Source organism: Paenibacillus sp. FSL H8-0260 (assembly GCF_045040625.1).
GTDB classification, from domain to species: Bacteria; Bacillota; Bacilli; order Paenibacillales; family Paenibacillaceae; genus Paenibacillus_AQ; species Paenibacillus_AQ odorifer.
The window spans coordinates 3,562,135-3,578,679 of sequence record NZ_CP150298.1 but is presented as its reverse complement, the minus strand read 5'-3'; the positions used below and the strand labels follow the sequence as shown (position 1 = coordinate 3,578,679).

Annotated in this window: 17 protein-coding genes; 2 read left to right on the top strand and 15 right to left on the bottom strand. The window is 42.3% G+C overall.

Annotated features, from left to right (window positions below; genetic code table 11):
- Positions 1-31: 31 nt before the first annotated feature.
- From MHI51_RS15895 to MHI51_RS15885, 3 genes are read right to left on the bottom strand one after another with little or no spacing between them, the layout of a single operon-like run.
- Positions 32-316, bottom strand: coding sequence for a HesB/YadR/YfhF family protein (locus MHI51_RS15895; RefSeq protein WP_076217679.1), 285 nt, complete (start codon positions 314-316; stop codon positions 32-34).
- Positions 317-339: 23 nt separating this feature from the next.
- Positions 340-696, bottom strand: a complete 357-nt coding sequence (locus MHI51_RS15890) for an iron-sulfur cluster assembly accessory protein (protein ID WP_076130520.1) — start codon at positions 694-696, stop codon at positions 340-342.
- Between the two features lie 21 nt (positions 697-717).
- Complete coding sequence (locus MHI51_RS15885; protein ID WP_076184920.1) at positions 718-2,121, bottom strand: MFS transporter; 1,404 nt, start codon at positions 2,119-2,121, stop codon at positions 718-720.
- A 166-nt stretch (positions 2,122-2,287) separates the two neighbouring features.
- Between MHI51_RS15885 and MHI51_RS15880 the strand changes: the two genes are divergently transcribed.
- Both MHI51_RS15880 and MHI51_RS15875 read left to right on the top strand, forming a co-directional pair.
- Positions 2,288-2,971 (top strand): metalloregulator ArsR/SmtB family transcription factor, encoded by a 684-nt coding sequence (locus tag MHI51_RS15880; protein ID WP_076217678.1) that lies wholly within the window; start codon positions 2,288-2,290, stop codon positions 2,969-2,971.
- A gap of 309 nt (positions 2,972-3,280) precedes the next feature.
- A complete protein-coding gene (locus tag MHI51_RS15875) occupies positions 3,281-4,093 on the top strand; it encodes a class I SAM-dependent methyltransferase (RefSeq protein WP_076130506.1) in 813 nt (270 codons plus the stop codon).
- Between the two features lie 92 nt (positions 4,094-4,185).
- Here the strand turns inward: MHI51_RS15875 and MHI51_RS15870 are convergent, their stop codons facing one another.
- The 12 genes from MHI51_RS15870 to deoD all read right to left on the bottom strand — a co-directional run bounded on the left by MHI51_RS15870 (position 4,186) and on the right by deoD (position 16,431).
- Positions 4,186-4,377, bottom strand: a complete 192-nt coding sequence (locus MHI51_RS15870; protein ID WP_076130505.1) for a hypothetical protein — start codon at positions 4,375-4,377, stop codon at positions 4,186-4,188.
- A gap of 128 nt (positions 4,378-4,505) precedes the next feature.
- Positions 4,506-4,769: a hypothetical protein gene (locus MHI51_RS15865; protein WP_076190298.1), complete on the bottom strand. Its 264-nt coding sequence runs from the start codon at positions 4,767-4,769 to the stop codon at positions 4,506-4,508.
- 154 nt (positions 4,770-4,923) lie between these two features.
- Positions 4,924-5,511 (bottom strand): DUF1349 domain-containing protein, encoded by a 588-nt coding sequence (locus MHI51_RS15860; protein WP_076130504.1) that lies wholly within the window; start codon positions 5,509-5,511, stop codon positions 4,924-4,926.
- A gap of 137 nt (positions 5,512-5,648) precedes the next feature.
- A complete protein-coding gene (locus tag MHI51_RS15855) occupies positions 5,649-6,659 on the bottom strand; it encodes a phosphotransferase enzyme family protein (protein ID WP_076130503.1) in 1,011 nt (336 codons plus the stop codon).
- Positions 6,660-6,834: 175 nt separating this feature from the next.
- Positions 6,835-6,948 (bottom strand): RCC1 domain-containing protein, encoded by a 114-nt coding sequence (locus MHI51_RS15850; RefSeq protein ID WP_139330042.1) that lies wholly within the window; start codon positions 6,946-6,948, stop codon positions 6,835-6,837.
- A 23-nt stretch (positions 6,949-6,971) separates the two neighbouring features.
- Positions 6,972-7,691, bottom strand: a complete 720-nt coding sequence (gene treR / locus MHI51_RS15845; protein ID WP_076130502.1) for a trehalose operon repressor — start codon at positions 7,689-7,691, stop codon at positions 6,972-6,974.
- 164 nt (positions 7,692-7,855) lie between these two features.
- The gene (gene treP, locus MHI51_RS15840; protein ID WP_076303695.1) at positions 7,856-9,826 is read right to left on the bottom strand and encodes a PTS system trehalose-specific EIIBC component; all 1,971 of its coding nucleotides are present in this window, start codon (positions 9,824-9,826) and stop codon (positions 7,856-7,858) included.
- 50 nt (positions 9,827-9,876) lie between these two features.
- On the bottom strand, positions 9,877-11,580 hold the full coding sequence (gene treC / locus MHI51_RS15835) for an alpha,alpha-phosphotrehalase (protein WP_405173086.1): 1,704 nt from the start codon (positions 11,578-11,580) through the stop codon (positions 9,877-9,879).
- A gap of 386 nt (positions 11,581-11,966) precedes the next feature.
- Positions 11,967-13,154 carry a phosphopentomutase gene (gene deoB / locus MHI51_RS15830; protein WP_340010177.1) on the bottom strand — a complete coding sequence of 396 codons (1,188 nt, stop codon included), beginning with the start codon at positions 13,152-13,154 and terminating at the stop codon, positions 11,967-11,969.
- 20 nt (positions 13,155-13,174) lie between these two features.
- Positions 13,175-14,356 (bottom strand): NupC/NupG family nucleoside CNT transporter, encoded by a 1,182-nt coding sequence (locus tag MHI51_RS15825; RefSeq protein WP_036677141.1) that lies wholly within the window; start codon positions 14,354-14,356, stop codon positions 13,175-13,177.
- Positions 14,357-14,371: 15 nt separating this feature from the next.
- Complete coding sequence (locus tag MHI51_RS15820; RefSeq protein ID WP_076302118.1) at positions 14,372-15,676, bottom strand: purine/pyrimidine permease; 1,305 nt, start codon at positions 15,674-15,676, stop codon at positions 14,372-14,374.
- Positions 15,677-15,723: 47 nt separating this feature from the next.
- The gene (gene deoD / locus MHI51_RS15815; RefSeq protein WP_076277337.1) at positions 15,724-16,431 is read right to left on the bottom strand and encodes a purine-nucleoside phosphorylase; all 708 of its coding nucleotides are present in this window, start codon (positions 16,429-16,431) and stop codon (positions 15,724-15,726) included.
- Between the last annotated feature and the right edge of the window lie 114 nt (positions 16,432-16,545).

Below are 16,545 nucleotides of genomic sequence, written 5' to 3'. Positions count from 1 at the left end.
TTCTACTGTACACTGCAACCCAAGAAGATGCTCAGGAGATTTTGCTTGAAAATATGCCGTTTTCATTACAATCAATTTGAAGAAGTTCATCCTGTAAAATCCAAACATCAGTTTTTTCAACAAAGAAATGAAATCCGCCAATGGATTGAACCCATGCGGGATCGATCGGTGTAGCACTTGCATTAATTCCAACAGTGAAAGCATCAGAGCCTCCACCGGCATATTTTGCGTAAATTCTTACATATTGCCCCTCTTCCAAACCCCATTCATTCTTAAATGAATCCAATGCTTTTTCGGATACTGCAAATGATATCATTCCTCTTCTCTCCTTCCTGCTGTTTAATCACATTTTTTTATTTCGCCACGATAATTGGCCATTCTGAAACTGGCTCCGCATCCACATGAAGCTTTTGCATTAGGGTTATTCATAGTGAATCCGCCTACCATTCCACTCTCTTCATAGTCAATTTCAAGACCGTCAATATATGGAATACTATTCGGGTGAACCAATATACTAAAATCTTGTTTATTTAATATAATATCCTCTTCTGCTTGCTGCTCATCCACGACTAGGGTATAGGATAGTCCACTGCATCCCCCTTCATCAACACCCACTCTTAGAAATGGATTTCGGATATTCGCACTTGATAAGATTTCGGCGATTTTTTCTGATGCTTTGTCACTGACCTCGATGATCATTGTGAACTCCTCCTTCGTTTATTTGTTTTTCAAACCTAAAGATTGAATACCCGTTCCTATCTGTTCAGCTACTGGTGAGATCCGAGTGCTCGCAAATAAACTCATTACAATCAACAAGAGATGGAAACCCATTGCTACAATTAATCCGGATTGGAGTGACATTCCGCCAGCCTGACAAACCACAAGGATGGAACCGCCGATCCCGATAACTACACCGGGTGTAAAAGAATCCGCAAATTGCAGATTAGCCGAGGTGTTGCCGACACCTCCTTCTCCTGTCTGAGAAAACGCCACAACACCGCTAATCGGATGCGCCAATCCAATGCCGATTCCAGCGATGATCTGTCCAATAACTGCTACGGTAACGGTCACAACGGGTATCCAAAATACGATAGTAATCCCTATGGCAAGCAGCAATACACCCAGAATAATTCGCGTATGCCGTCCACGGCCCTGATCTGCCGAATCCCACCGTCCTTGCAGATACGCTATGACGCACCAACTCAACGCAGCACTCGCTACAATCAATCCGGCCTGAGAAGGCGTTATTCCTTTCACATCGATTAGAGCCAATACCAAGAAATTCTGTGTGCTGGTATAGGCAGCGAAGAACAGCCCACGTGTTGCCAGAATAGCTGGCATGCCTCTTCGAAGCGTAAGAGTTCCCTTCGGTAGCAGTTTGCGGAGCGGAAATATCATAAGTACTAAGCCGATAATGACTAAAACAAATCCCATAATGCTCGGAAGCATGCTTAGACCAACTAAGAAAATCCCTGTACCCATCGTTAACAGTAACGCATTCCAAGTTGATGAAGCTCCGATATCCCCTTGCGTCTTCGGTGTTTTTAATTTCGTGAACGCAGGTAAACTAAGCAGTGCTGAAATCATCAGGATCGGTAATATTCCCCAGAAAACAAACCGCCAGGACCACTGATCTGCGATAAGACCTGCAACGTATGGACCGAGCATGGACGGAAGAACATAGGCCGTACCAAATGCTCCGAGTATTTTGGCGCGTAATTCATCCGGGTAGCTTAAGGATATTGCTGTGTACACACAAGTCATCATAGCTCCGGCACCCAAACCCTGCATGGCCCGTGATCCTATCATGGTATACATATCGCCTGATGTTGCGGCAGCAATCAACCCAACGATAAACAAAAGAAGTGCGATAGTGAACGGTACTGCAGGTCCTCTTCTATCTATGATTCGACCGACGACCAGAGTTCCGATAATCTGCGCAAGCAGATAAGTACTGAATATCCAGCCAAACAGGCTAAGGCCGTTCAAATCTCCAGCAATTGAAGGGGCAATGGTGGTTACGGACAGGCCTTCGAATCCAACGGCCATCACTGACAGAATAATACCTATGGATAGTGCAAAATAACGTGGGCTGAAAATACTTTGATGATTAGACGACATGAAATGTGACCTCCAAGAAAATTGGTATGTATACATCGTATCCGGACACTTAGTAAACATTTTTGTTTATAATGTCTAAGCTACAGTTCAGCTTTGACTTTGTCAACATTTTTGTTTAAAATGTAGTCTGTGATGTAGATTTAGTTGTTTCAGTAGGAGGTGCAACATGAGCCGAAATCAAACCAAAAAGGATGTCTCAACCAAGACCCGAAGAGCGATCATTGATCTGTTAAAGCAACAAGGGGGAATGGATGTTATGGCACTCTCCTCCCAGTTTTCGCTATCTGGAATGGCTATTCGTCAACATTTGAATGCGCTGAAAGAAGAAGGGCTGGTTACTAATATAGAAGAGTCCCGTCCCATGGGGCGGCCAACCAAGCTATGGATCTTAACCCCCGCGGCCGATCGGTTTTTTCCAAGCGGATATTCGGATTTATCCGTCAGTCTGATCCATTCCATGAAAGAAGCTTTCGGAAATGAGGGGCTGGACAAGCTGCTGGCTGTTCGAAATAAGAATATGCAAGAACAATATCTTCAGCATCTTGGTGATACAGCAGACGTTAGAGAGAAGCTGGAGAAACTGGCCGAGATTCGAACAAATGAAGGGTATATGGCCGAGGTTAAGGAGCAGGATGATGGCAGTCTTTTATTCATTGAGAAACATTGCCCGATCTGTGAAGCTGCTGCTGTATGTACCGGGTTATGCAAAAATGAGTTACATCTATTTAAAACTGTTCTAGGTAATAATGTTCATATTGAACGGGGGGAGTACATATTAGCGGGAGGAAGAAACTGTGTTTATACGGTTAGACAAAATAAGCTCTTGTTTCCAAGCTGCCATGCCGAATGACCGCGCCACTAAGGGAAGGTGTTCCCGTTGAAATATTCATAATTTGAAGCGGTACCCTGCAGCGGTTTTACATATTGTAACAAATTCGTGGGGCATAACTTTCCTTTTCTGATACGGTCATATCATGCTTTATTTCACAATTGGGAATTTTAGTGGGAAATTTTGGATGGATATGTTCATGGGAAAATGGTAGATTATTCTATGGTTAATCCCTCAGCTTGTTCGTGTTCGATATATGTTATTGGGATTACGCGCAAGTCGGGAGATATGTTTAGGCTTATATAATCTATATTTGGGGCGGGTGTCTGCATGGACAAAAATTCTGGTTATAGAACAAACGTTATAGGCGCTGGTGAGGTTGGCGTCGCCATCTCGGTCGATATGGATACGAATACTATTCATGAAACAAACAGCTTATTTTGGGATACAAAAGGAAATGAAGTTTTAGGAGCTACTGCACTTCCTCTTTATGGAGCATTTGTATCGGAAGAACAATGCCAACTTTTTGGTGATGTCTCAGGGAAAAAGTTGCTGGAGATAGGCTGTGGAAGCGGTCAATCTTTGCAATATCTGGGGGAACGCAATGCATCTGAACTATGGGGTACGGATATAGCAGAGAACCAAATCGAAAAGACTAGGCAACTTTTGACGGAGCACGGTCTTTCAGCAAAATTGATCTGCTCACCCATGGAAGAAGAATGTGGCCTGCCAGAGGATTATTTTGACTTTGTATATTCGGTTTATGCCATAGGCTGGACAACTGACCTTGAGGGTACTTTTAGCCGGATTGCTTCTTACCTTAAAAAAGATGGATCATTTATTTTCAGCTGGTCTCACCCTATACACAAATGTGTTGTTGCAGAAAATGATATGCTTGTTTTTAAAAAATGTTATTTCGATGAATCTTGGTATTCAGTATCTCTTGATGAAAGTACGCTAACTTTATCGGATCGTAAATTATCAACTTATGTGAATGCGCTATCTAAAGCTGGATTTGTTATTGAGCAAATGATTGAGCAATCTGATGATGAACTTATGCAGTCGCGGGACGATAAAAGCGATTTTGCAAAAAAAGCAAAGATGCTTCCTGTAACTTTTGTAATTAAAGCAAGAAAACTCTAGCATCTGATACCTATTGAACAACCTTACAACGTAAAAATTATTTTTCTAAGCCGATCCAGAAAAGGATCGGCTTATTTGATAGCTTTTTAAGATCAATCTTGTCTGTTCTCAACAGATTTCATGCGGTTTTGATCATCTGGCACTCGGTCATTACTGAATTCCTGGCCTGCTTCTGCTTCACCATGACCGGAAGCACTTCGGGCAAAATTTGTGAACTGCCTCTTCTGCTCATCCAGCTTGTGTTTACTTTTAAGAAGCTCCTGCGGATCTTGATTTGTCATCATTATCACCTCGCAAAATAGATTCATGCTGTTTATTCGCACTACATAAGTTTTCCATAATAGGGCGGTGCTTATGCAAGATAAAAAAACTCCTGCTCACCATAAGCAGAAGTTTCTAAATGAAGTTCTAGTTAACGAAAAATATCAATTATTTTATGCAAAACAAGGTATTCCAAAACAACAATTCCACCGCAAATGAGTATAAAAAACTGAAGTCTTGCCGTATTCATTCTATCCTTCCAATACTCTCCCCGGAATAATGAAATGATGTTAGGTGTAAAAGTATGCCTAATCGATTCGTTATAATCATCATTATCCACGAAGAACACGCGAAACAAAAATATATATACTGGAATATTTAAGAACAGTAATAAAATGATCATCACAAGACTCATTGTCCTCGCCTCCCAAGATCCAATTATCCTAATTTTACCACATGGGTAACTGTAGAAATCGGAAACTGATGACAACTTTATACCGCTCATAAAAAAAGACCTTCCTTTTAGGAAGGCTCTATTGAGTAATGTTCACTTTCAGCTGCGTAAACGACTATTTATGCTCCAACCACTTACACTCTGTAATTTCCATTTCGGTGAAAACACCTTTAAATGAAGAATTCTCTGGGCTACAAGCATATAAGCCAAAATTTATTTCCTCATTCCCTTCAAACAAATGAAAAATACGCATCTGTTCAAATGTAGTCCCGTCCAAAGAGCTTTCAATACAGAAATCACTTTCGCGTCGACTTAGTCTATAATACATAGTTTTAATGTTTGCATCGATATCAGTTGTTGCCCAATCTGAATATCCGTGATTTGTAACCACACTTCCAAGTCTTTGGAATTCCTCATTTTCATATTCTACCGATGCCTTGAACCAATTATCACTGTCCTGATAGATGACTATCCCACACTGCTCGTATCTATGTGTACTATCATAATCTGTTCTTACTATAAATGAAAAATACTTCTCAGCAGTTTTCATTAACAGTGCAGGTGAATTATCATTTCTAAAACCATAATAGGTTCGTTGCCAAAAATCTGTATTCGGCATCGTTACAAATTCAATCCTGTTTTCTGTAATAGAATAATCATTGATTGGATTTATCCAAAAAAGCTGTTCTTTATCAAAGTTCATTGCTCTACTCCTCACTTTTTATAAAGTTTTGTCAACCATTTTCATTGCTAAGATTCCAAATACAATTTAAATAGTTTTCAGCAGTTCATCCTAATAATACCATTTGAAAAATATAACGCACATCATTTTCTAATCTTTTATTTTGAAGTATCCAGAGAATTAAATAAAAAGGTTGTCCCGTTTACATACGCTCTCAAAATCGCTTGAGCATATGGCTGCTCTTCAATCAAACCCTCGGTCTCTAGCGGATTCTCTGCATGAAAGCTATAGGCTTCGATTATTGCCATGACTAAGAAGCACTCTAGCTTCATTATATATTCATTTTCCAGCTTCCTGATTCTCTGATATCCTTCGACGAAATAAGCTCTCTGTGTTGGGTATAATCCCATAATAGCCTGAGCTATATCGTAAAGATGATAGCCGAAGCCACACCTGCCAAAATCGATAGGATACGGTTCATTATCCCGAAAAATGACATTTCCATTATGTAAGTCCGCGTGGATCATCCCATAATTTTGTTCATGTCTTGTGAACGTTTCGAGACATGTTGCCACTTTAGTGGCGGCTGCGGAATATAACTTAAAACCCTCATCCGATATGAAATGTTTGCGATGTAGACTTAGGTGATCCCAGTCCCGTTTAAAGCTCAGTACACCCCAAGAAGGGCGAGTAAAACCGCTGGAAGGACTAAAATCAGAGCTGGCCTCATGAAGCTTTGCCATCAATGATCCTATTTTACGGATGCCCTGCTCCGTTAGTTCGCTTTTGTCTACATGCTTTCCCTCGACCCATCTCATTAAGCTCGAATAAAACCGTTGTCCGTCACACACCGACGCTTCCGTAATAAAGGTCCCTTCACGATTGATTACAGCTTCGGGCAAGAGGAGGCCCTTACTCTTCAAAGCGAACAACCACTCAATTTCTGAAATGGTTCCTTCGCGTTGTTTGTTATCCGGGTGAATGCGGAGCAAGAACTGTTCCCCCACATCGTTTACAATGCGGAAGGTGACATGTTCGGATACTTGAATGAAGTGAATGGAGTTCCAGTCTATTTCATATTCCTGTAAAGCATGAAACGCCGCTTGTTTTACTTGCCTCAGAGTTCGGTGTCGGTTCTCCTCAGTATTGATCCGAAAGCCATTATTCATTGCTTATCTCCTTTGTCTACCATACTTCCATCATTTTAACAGTCTAGACGGATAGCTGTAATGATAAAGAATGAATATGAAAAGAGTTTTCTCTTTTTGACTCACCTATAAAAATAGGGAATTCATTGCCACTTAGGCATGAAATTCCCTACTCTTCAAATCTAATAAGATTCTTCTACAAGCGAAATTGCAACAGGTTCTGCTGGCCCTCATTGTTCGCTCCCCATATCCATACGTTTCCATCGCTTTTCAGAGCCATGCTATGCAAGGCACCAGCGGATACACTGATAACTGGGACACCCTCGGATCAGCTTATCGCCTCACCCTTCGAGCAAAATCCACGAACTGGAATTTATCCAGCCGGTGTCTAGACTCGGTATATTGGTAAAGCACCGTGTTCTCCAAATACACATAGTTTCGTACTACTACAATATGCGTAAAATTCTTCAAATCGAGCAGTCTATGATCCTCCTCAGTAGAAGGCTCAACGGATATCAGCTTCTTCGCATAACTGATCTTAAGCCCCAATTCCAGCTCCAGATATTCATAGATTGAGCCTTCCGCGATTTCCTCACTCAGAAAGGAAACAATATCCGCACGAAAATAATCCTTATCCAAAATGATCCGTTCACCTTCAATTTCTCTGGCGCGAACAACCTTCCAAATCAGAGTTTCAGGTGGAATCTGCAGATGTCTGGCGATTGCGGAGCCTGCCGGCTCTTGTATCGTCCGCTCTACCAGTGTCCGTGAGGCAGTACCCAGGGTATCGGCCATCTCTTTAAATGAAATCAAACCGGTAACAGGGAAATCCATTCGGGTCATGTCAAGCACAAAGGAGCCTCTGCCCTTAATTTTGTGAATATATCCTTCACGGAAAAGTAGATTCAGCGCTTTGCGCACGGTCTCTCGTGAAGTGGTGTAAGCTTCGGCGAGTTCACTTTCGGAAGGCAGCTTGGTTCCCGGCAGCAGTTGTCCAGAATGGATTTGGTTGCTGTATTCATTATAAATTTGCAAATATTTATTTTCTCTCAATTTTGATCACCGCCCTTTATTGTATCACGTCATGCCTTTGGAAGCATCGATTCAATTGGAAGGGAATTTATAGCGTTGAACATATAAATTCTTATATTTATAGAAAAACAGCCCCCAAGGGGCTGTCTTTCTAAAGTATAAAGTCTTTGCCAATATAGCCTTTATCAACCCTTGAGATGAATAGTCAAGATGCTTGTTTGTTTGGCCGTAGCTGGTCCGGTCTTCTCCTCGATCTTCTCGACCATCTCCTGACCTGCAGGAATGATGATTGGAGTAATCACCGGGTAACCTGCTGCGCGGATAGCTTCCATATCAAATTCTAGTAGAAGCTCTCCTGCTTGCACCTTATCACCAATATTCTTCAGGCTGGTAAAACCGCTACCTTTAAGCGCCACCGTGTTAATTCCAACGTGGATTAATACCTGAACACCGCTGGCATGCTCCAGTATAAGCGCATGTTTGCTCTTAATCACATGGGCTACTGTAGCATCAAAGGGAGCATATACTTTCCCCTCAGAAGGTTCGATTGCAATTCCCTCACCCATTTGCTTTTCAGCAAAGGCAGGATCGGGCACCTGTTCCAGCGATACTGCAGTTCCACTAAGCGGGGAGACAAGCTCCAGAATATTAACTGATTCCTGTGACCCTTGAACGGAATGACGGCTACTCAATTCCTCTGGTTCGCTCGTAGTACTAGAAGCCTCTGTAGCTGTGTTCTTTTCGGAACGACCCACTACAGAACGTCCGTACAATACTGTGGCGGCAAATGGCACAACGAGAACAATAACCATGCCAATAAAGAAAACGCCCCACTGATTCGGGAAAATAGAAAGGAAACCGGGAATTCCCCCTACGCCAATGGATGAAGCTCGAACCTGGTTAACGGTAAGGAGCATACCGGCAATTGCTGAGCCGATCATCCCGAAGATGAAAGGATAGCGATAGCGGATATTCACCCCAAAGATTGCCGGTTCAGTCACGCCGAGGAATGCAGAGACGGAAGACGTAGCCGCCAAACCTTTTGCCTTTTGTTCTCTAACAACGAACATCATCGCCAGTGCCGCAGCGCCTTGCGCAATATTGGAGAGCGCCAGCATCGGCCAGAGGAAGGTGCCTCCCTCACTGCCGATGAGCTGAACATCGACTGCCAAGAAAGTATGATGCATCCCAGTGATGACCAGAAGTGCATAGAATCCACCATAGATCAAACCACCAAGGAGCGCAAAATGATCAAATACATAGATCAAACCCGAGGTGATAGCATTGGCAATAGCGAACGTAACGGGTCCGATAATGGTGAAGGCCAGAAAACCTGTAACCAGCAGGGTCACTGGAGCAACGACCAGTAGTTTAATGGAATCAAGCACCCGGCGGTTGAGGAACTTCTCCAGTCTAGCCAGAATATAGGCCGAAACCAGTACAGGCAATACTTGCCCCTGATAACCGATCTTCTCCAAATGCCAGCCGAACAAATTCCAGGTCGGAACGGTTCCCTCAGTTGAAGCACTTGCATAACTGTAGGCACTTAATAGATCCGGATGTACGAGAATGAGACCCAGCACGATTCCGAGCAGAGGACTGCCCCCGAAACGTGTAACAGCTGCCCAACCGATAAGGGCTGGTAAAAAGGTGAAGGCTGTGCTGGCAATCGTGTTAATAATCGCAGCAATGTCTTTCCATGCAGGATAGACATCTACCAATGACTTACTATCAAAAAAGATACCAGGTCCGGTCAAAATATTATTAATCCCAAGCAGCAAACCTGCGGTTACGATGGCCGGAAGAATCGGAATAAAAATATCAGCCAGTGTTTTGATCGCCCGCTGCAGTGGATTCTGTTTCCGTGCTGCCGCTGATTTCACCTCATCCTTGGAAGAGCGGGCACCACCAGTGATCTGAATCATTTCATCATATACTTTATCCACAGTTCCTGGTCCGATAACGATCTGGAACTGCCCTTGCGTAGAGAATTGTCCTTTTACGAGTTCGTTACGGTCCAGGGCTTCCGAATCCACCTTGCTCTCGTCATACAGCGAGAATCTCAGCCGGGTTACACAATGCGTCGCAACCTCAATATTCTCCTTGCCCCCAACCGCCCGTACAATATCTTCAACATTTTTGCGGTCTATAGCCATATCTTCACTCCTTACAAAATTGATGTGTGCTCCTTCTCAAGTACACCTCGTTAGCGGACTAACCACATGTAGGAAGCATAAGGACTAAGCTGAAGCTCTTGTGTTAATGATGGTGCATCTGCTGTATTCCCAATCAGAAGCTCGTCCTTACCACTTGGCGACAATTCAGTCCAGTGATTGTCTTTAAAGCGGAAAGAGATTTCTTTATTGCTGAAGTTCGAGACCACAACAAGTGTCTCTCCATCTCCTGTTCTGGCGTAAGCGAAGACTTCAGGATGACCTTCATCGAGTCTCTTGAAAATACCTTCTATGAATACTCCATACTCCTTGCGAAGTGCAATTAGTTTGCGGTAATGGTGGAAGATGGAATCAGGGTTTTCCAGTTCCTTCTGCACATTGATGTCTGGATACCGCTCATCTACCTTCAACCATGGAGTACCAGTGGTAAATCCGGCATTCCGGCTGTCATCCCACTGCATCGGCGTACGTGAATTGTCCCGCGAACGCTCCTGTAGAATACTGAGGGCAACCTCCGGGCTTTTCCCCTGTTCACACAGAATGCGGTACATATTTAGTGACTCAATGTCGCGGAACTCATCGATGCTTTTCCATACCGGATTCGGCATACCGATTTCTTCCCCTTGATATACATAAGGTGTTCCCTGAAGGCCATGCAGAGTTGTCGCGAGCAGCTTGGCGCTTTCCACACGGTAGACCTTATCATCAGCGAATCTGGAAAGGGCACGCGGTTGATCATGATTGTTAAAAAATAGTGCGTTCCAGCCTCCGCCTTTCTGCATTCCGGTCTGCCACTGCGCGATCAACCGTTTCATTGCCTCGAAATCATAAGGCATCAGTTCCCACTTCTGTCCATTCGGATAGTCGACTTTTAAATGATGAAAATTGAAGGTCATGGAAAATTCCCGCTCTTCGGGACTTGAGTACCGGATACAATGCTCCAGTGTAGTTGAGGACATCTCTCCTACAGTCACCATCTCAAACGGACCAAACACCTCTTCATACATTGCTTTGATGTATGCATGGACCTGTGGACCGTCAGTATAGAATTTACGTCCATCCCCCGGTGGAACACTCCCGTCATCGTTAGGGAAGCGCTGATCTTTGGAGATTAAATTAATTACATCCATGCGGAAGCCGTCGACACCCTTTTTAGCCCAGAATAACATCATATCATTCACTGCTCTACGTACCTTCTCATTCTCCCAGTTCAGATCCGCTTGGGTTTTATCGAAGAGAGTAAGATAATATTGTCCCGACACTTCGTCGAACTGCCAGGCAGGCCCCCCGAACTTCGACTGCCAGTTGTTGGGTAAGCCGCCGTCCGGAGCCGGGTCCTTCCAAATATAGTAATCACGGAAAGGGTTGTTCCTGCTTGAAATGGACTGTTTGAACCACTCATGTTCAGTCGAGGTATGGTTAACCACGATATCGATCATTAGCTTCATTTCGCGTCTATGCAGTTCCTGTATTAGCTCGTCAAAATCCTCCATCGTACCGAAATCCGGGTTAATATTTTCATAATCTGCTACATCGTAACCGTTATCATGTTGCGGCGAAACATAAACCGGCTGTAACCAGACAATATCGATTCCAAGCTTCTGCAAATAATCTAATTTCTCAATAAGTCCTTTAATATCTCCTGTTCCGTTGCCTGTAGTGTCCTTAAAGCTTTTCGGGTACACCTGATACACCGTGGAGCGGCGCCACCATTCCGAATACTGGGACTGACTCAAGTTGAACACCTCCAAAAAGAATTCCTATATTTCAACCATTAAACCTGTATATACAAGTTCAAACACTTCACACAGTTTAAACCTGTATATACAGGTTGTCAATACTATTACTATCGAAGGAGTGGCATGAGTAGAAACTAGATTATTTATAACGTTGTATTAGAATGCGATTCATCGAAAAAAGGGTTAACGACAGGTGGCTCTAAAATTAACCCTTTTAATAATTGATTATTACCCTAATATTTGATCCGTAATAACAAAAAAAGCCGCTTTCTCGGCAGCTTTTTAGATACAAAGATATGTAGATAAAAAAACAAACAGGATACCTTTTACTAATACAAGTTAGGTATCCTGTTTCTATTCAAAGTGTCTATTCAAATTATAGTTTATTTAAGCTCCTGTAGGAGGCTCTTACCAAATTGGGGCATGGTCACAACAAAGTTATCAGCAACTGTTGCTCCAATATCCGAAAAAGTCCTCGATATAGGCAGCTCCCCTTGTCGATTGAAACTCTTACTGTAGAGGAGTAAAGGAACATATTCACGGGTGTGATCCGTACCCGCATGAATGGGATCATTGCCATGGTCTGCCGTAATTATAAGAAGATCATCTTCGCATAGTTCTGCTAGAACTTCATGTAAACGATCATCAAATTCTTCCAGCGCTTTCCCATACCCGATCGGATCTCTACGATGGCCATAAAGTGCATCAAAATCAACAAGATTCAAGAAACTAAGTCCTGTAAAATCAGTATGAAGGGTCTCCATGAGTTTATCCATGCCATCCATGTTAGACACTGTTCTGAAAGACTTGGTGACACCTTCCCCATCGTATATATCTGAGATCTTGCCAATCGCTAGTACATCGAACCCGGCATCCTTGAGCTCATTCATCACGGTTCTTCCATAAGGCTTCAAGGCATAATCATGACGGTTCGATGTTCTTTTGAAATTTCCGGGCTGCCCGAGGAAGGGTCTAGCAATCACTCTGCCTAGCATGTACTCCTCACGTAAAGTAATCTCTCTGGCAATCTCACAGATTTGATACAGTTCTTCCAAAGGAATAACCTCTTCATGAGCCGCAATCTGAATCACGGAATCTGCAGAAGTATAGACAATGAGTGCACCTGTGTTCATATGCTCTTGTCCAAGCTCATCGAGAATAGCTGTACCACTAGCGGGTTTATTCCCAATCACCTTTCGTCCTGTTCTTTCTTCTAATTCATTAATTAATTCATAAGGAAACCCTTCAGGAAACACTTTGAAAGGAACATCAATTCGTAGGCCCATGATCTCCCAGTGACCTGTCATCGTATCCTTTCCATTAGAAGCTTCCTGCATTTTGGTCCAATAAGCTAAAGGGTGCTCTACGTTGGGAACTCCGGGTATTGGGTCAATATGACTTAACCCTAGCTTGGATAACGCAGGAACATGTAGCCCATTCATTTTTTCTGCAATATGCCGTAATGTATGTGATCCTGCATCCCCAAACTTGTCAGCATCTGGAGCTTCACCAATGCCAACAGAATCCATAACGATGACGAAAATCCGCTTAAACCGGGGTGTTTGTTTCATGTTAATACTCCTTGCATCAACTAGAATATGATACCGATAATCAAAGCTGATAAAACGCTTACAAGTGTGGCGCCAAATAACAGCTTTAATCCAAATCGTGCGACGATATTCCCTTGCTTTTCATTCAATCCCTTCACTGCACCCACAATGGTACCAATCGACCCAAAGTTAGCAAATGAGATTAGAAAAACGGAGACAATGGCTGTAGTACGGCCACTTAATCCTTCTTGAATCTTAACAAAGTCAAGCATAGCAACGAATTCATTCGCAACAAGCTTTGTCGCCATAATACTACCGGCCTCAACAGCTTCATGCCATGGCACACCGATAAGAAAGGCGATGGGTGCAAAGACGTAGCCTAACACTCCTTGGAACGAGATTCCGAATATGCCACTGAAGACTCCGTTAATTAAAGCAATGATTCCCACAAAACCAACTAACATTACCCCAACTACTATGGCTACTTTAAAGCCATCCATAATATATTCGCCCAGCATTTCAAAAAACGTTTGTTTTTCTTCTACCTGAACTTCAACAATATCTTCTTCAGGTGTAACTTCATACGGATTAATGATGGATGAAATGATAAATCCGCCAAATAGGTTTAATATCAATGCAGCTACTACATACCGAGGTTCTAGCATCGTCATATAGGAACCAACGATTGACATGGATACCGTAGACATTGCAGACGCACATAATGTATACAAGCGATGTTTTGGTAATAGTCCAAGCTGATTTTTCACCGAAATAAATACTTCATTTTGTCCGACAATTGCGGCTGCAACTGCATTATAAGATTCCAATTTACCCATGCCATTTATTTTACTCAATACCAGTCCAATATACTTTATAATGAATGGCAGTATTTTGTAATGTTGCAAAATCCCAATCAATGCTGACATAAAAACAATGGGCATCAAAACATAAAGGAAAAATGTATGCGCCCCTTCATTTGCAATGCCGCCAAACACAAAGTCAGTACCTTCATTGGCGTATCCAAGTAATTTTGCAAAACTATCAGCAAACCCTTTAATCAAAAATTCTCCAATGCTCGTTTTTAGGATAATTAATCCCAAACCTATTTGAATAGCAATCATTACAATGATCGGACGATATTTAATCTTTTTCTTATTGTTACTTCCTAGCCATGCCAGTAATAGAACAATAACCAGACCAGCAATAGAAATTAGATAATGCATTTTTAGCCCTCCAAATTATCGGTTAATTTTCTTGGAATCCTCATATCGAAATGCATCTTTCCACATTAACCCTTGTTCCAAAATAATCGCTAACAGGCTCCCGCATATTAATCCATTATTTAAAATGGCTATCACGATCGGAGATAAATGGGCCGTAGCTGATGCAGGAATAAACATTAAACCTACACCCACTAAAAGGGAAAGCCCACTGACAATAAATGTTCGCTCTTCATGAATAACCTTTTTCAATTCCTTTAGCGCTAGTCCGACCATCTTCACAAAAATGACGAAGGTAACAGAATAGCCTATGGGAGCTGGAATCGCAGATATGAAATTCATCATAGGCGGAAACAAGGATATTGAGATCACTAAGCTGCAGCCTATTAAAAATGATTTGCGCTCCCTCATCCCTGTTTGCTCAACATATCCCGCCGCTCCCGAAATAGGGACTGAGCCGACCGCTCCTAAACCACCACTAATAAGATGCGTAATTCCAGAAGTAAACCCGGCGCGCAAATAACGACGATGATCCCCTTGCTTTGGTTTCATAACGGTCTCCATCAAACGGATGGATGCCACTGCATTGGTTATTAATAATAGGGTTAGTAAAAATGCAGTAGTAATTGTCCCGGCATCGAATCGGGGTGTTCCAAATGGGAATATTTCCGGCAGCTTAAATAGAGTATCCGCACGAGAAACCGCCGGCATACTACCGCAGATTATAAATAATAGGCAGCCTATCACTATACTGAGAATTATTGAAAACTGGCTTAGTAATACAAAGCGGCTGTTGCCTAACCAAAAGGTAATGCAGACCACGATCACACTAAGGATGAATACTTTAACATCTAACATGGTGTGGGCGATGGTAATCCCCATCATCCCTTTCATAAAAGATCCGCTTAATTGAAAGATCAATAAAAGTAAATAAATAAAGGTGATGGTTGGAGTAAAAAGACGAGCGATTTTATCCATTAGCTTAAATGCTGAAATTAAGATAAACAACACTCCGCTAATGATCATCGCTCCACTTAAAGCCTGTAAAGCGCCGTTGTTAGAGGAATAGAGTCCCCCCACTAAACTCGCGTAAATGGTAAAAATGCTCCACCATAACCCTGCTGGACCTTCATGAATAGGGAATTTATGACCCATCAGGCCTTGTAAAAATCCAGCTATTGCTAAAGTAATCATGGTGCTCTGAATGAGTCCAGAAGTCTCTATGGGTGTTAAGTTATATAAATCTGCGATAGCAATGGGTGCAGCAATTGCACCAGCGATCATAAAAATCATCCACTGCAATCCTGACAGTATTACCTTCATTTCTTTCTCACTCTCTTTTCTAACAACACTGCACTCTTATCAATAAATCAGCCTTCAACGACTGTGTTAAGAGCTACTTCGACCATTTCATAAAAGGATTGTTCACTTTCTTTATGAGTTAGGTGCTCCTGTCTTAACAATTGACTGCCGACGGTCAAAATCGATAACGCTTTTACACCATATTTAGCGGCTAAAGTGTATAGGGCGGTACTTTCCATTTCTACAGCTAATACACCGAAATCCATGAACTTATGAAGCCGATCTAAATTTTCACGATAGAATTCATCAGAATTATAGATGTTACCAACAAACACCTTTGCATTTTTAGCTTGTGCTTGTTGATATGCTTTCATTAGCAATGAGAAATCTGCCGTTGGTGCAAAATTACAGCCATAAAAGATCTTTTCCGTCATATTACTGTCTGAAGATACTGCTTGGGCTAATATAATATCGCGGATATTTATTTCTTCCTGCATCGCGCCACATGTACCAATGCGAATCAATTTCTTAACTTCATAATCGACGATCAATTCTGTTGCATAGATACTCATCGATGGATTTCCCATCCCTGTCCCCTGAACCGACACAGGCACACCCTTGTATAATCCAGTGTATCCAAACATCCCTCTTACTTCGTTATAACAATAAGCCTCCTCTAAAAAGTGTTCTGCCACAAACTTTGCACGTAAAGGATCTCCTGGGAGCAAAACGAGCTCTGCTATTTCTCCCTTATTTGCACCTAAATGCCTACTCATAGTTCTTCCTCCAACTTTTAATAGTAAACTGAGGTTTACCGAAATCGCTTTCCATTTGCCTTCAAGTAAAATCAGTTTCGAAACTAGATTGAGCATAAGGTTTTTTAACATTAC

Bases quoted from the DNA above. Each gene is read 5' to 3' on its own strand.
- MHI51_RS15895 (WP_076217679.1), bottom strand. From the start codon at position 316: ATGATATCATTTGCAGTATCCGAAAAAGCATTGGATTCATTTAAGAAT.
- MHI51_RS15885 (WP_076184920.1), bottom strand. From the start codon at position 2,121: ATGTCGTCTAATCATCAAAGTATTTTCAGCCCACGTTATTTTGCACTA.
- MHI51_RS15880 (WP_076217678.1), top strand. From the start codon at position 2,288: ATGAGCCGAAATCAAACCAAAAAGGATGTCTCAACCAAGACCCGAAGA.
- MHI51_RS15875 (WP_076130506.1), top strand. From the start codon at position 3,281: ATGGACAAAAATTCTGGTTATAGAACAAACGTTATAGGCGCTGGTGAG.
- MHI51_RS15870 (WP_076130505.1), bottom strand. From the start codon at position 4,377: ATGATGACAAATCAAGATCCGCAGGAGCTTCTTAAAAGTAAACACAAG.
- MHI51_RS15865 (WP_076190298.1), bottom strand. From the start codon at position 4,769: ATGAGTCTTGTGATGATCATTTTATTACTGTTCTTAAATATTCCAGTA.
- MHI51_RS15860 (WP_076130504.1), bottom strand. From the start codon at position 5,511: ATGAACTTTGATAAAGAACAGCTTTTTTGGATAAATCCAATCAATGAT.
- MHI51_RS15855 (WP_076130503.1), bottom strand. From the start codon at position 6,659: ATGAATAATGGCTTTCGGATCAATACTGAGGAGAACCGACACCGAACT.
- treP (WP_076303695.1), bottom strand. From the start codon at position 9,826: ATGGCTATAGACCGCAAAAATGTTGAAGATATTGTACGGGCGGTTGGG.
- deoB (WP_340010177.1), bottom strand. From the start codon at position 13,154: ATGAAACAAACACCCCGGTTTAAGCGGATTTTCGTCATCGTTATGGAT.
- MHI51_RS15825 (WP_036677141.1), bottom strand. From the start codon at position 14,356: ATGCATTATCTAATTTCTATTGCTGGTCTGGTTATTGTTCTATTACTG.
- MHI51_RS15820 (WP_076302118.1), bottom strand. From the start codon at position 15,676: ATGAAGGTAATACTGTCAGGATTGCAGTGGATGATTTTTATGATCGCT.
- deoD (WP_076277337.1), bottom strand. From the start codon at position 16,431: ATGAGTAGGCATTTAGGTGCAAATAAGGGAGAAATAGCAGAGCTCGTT.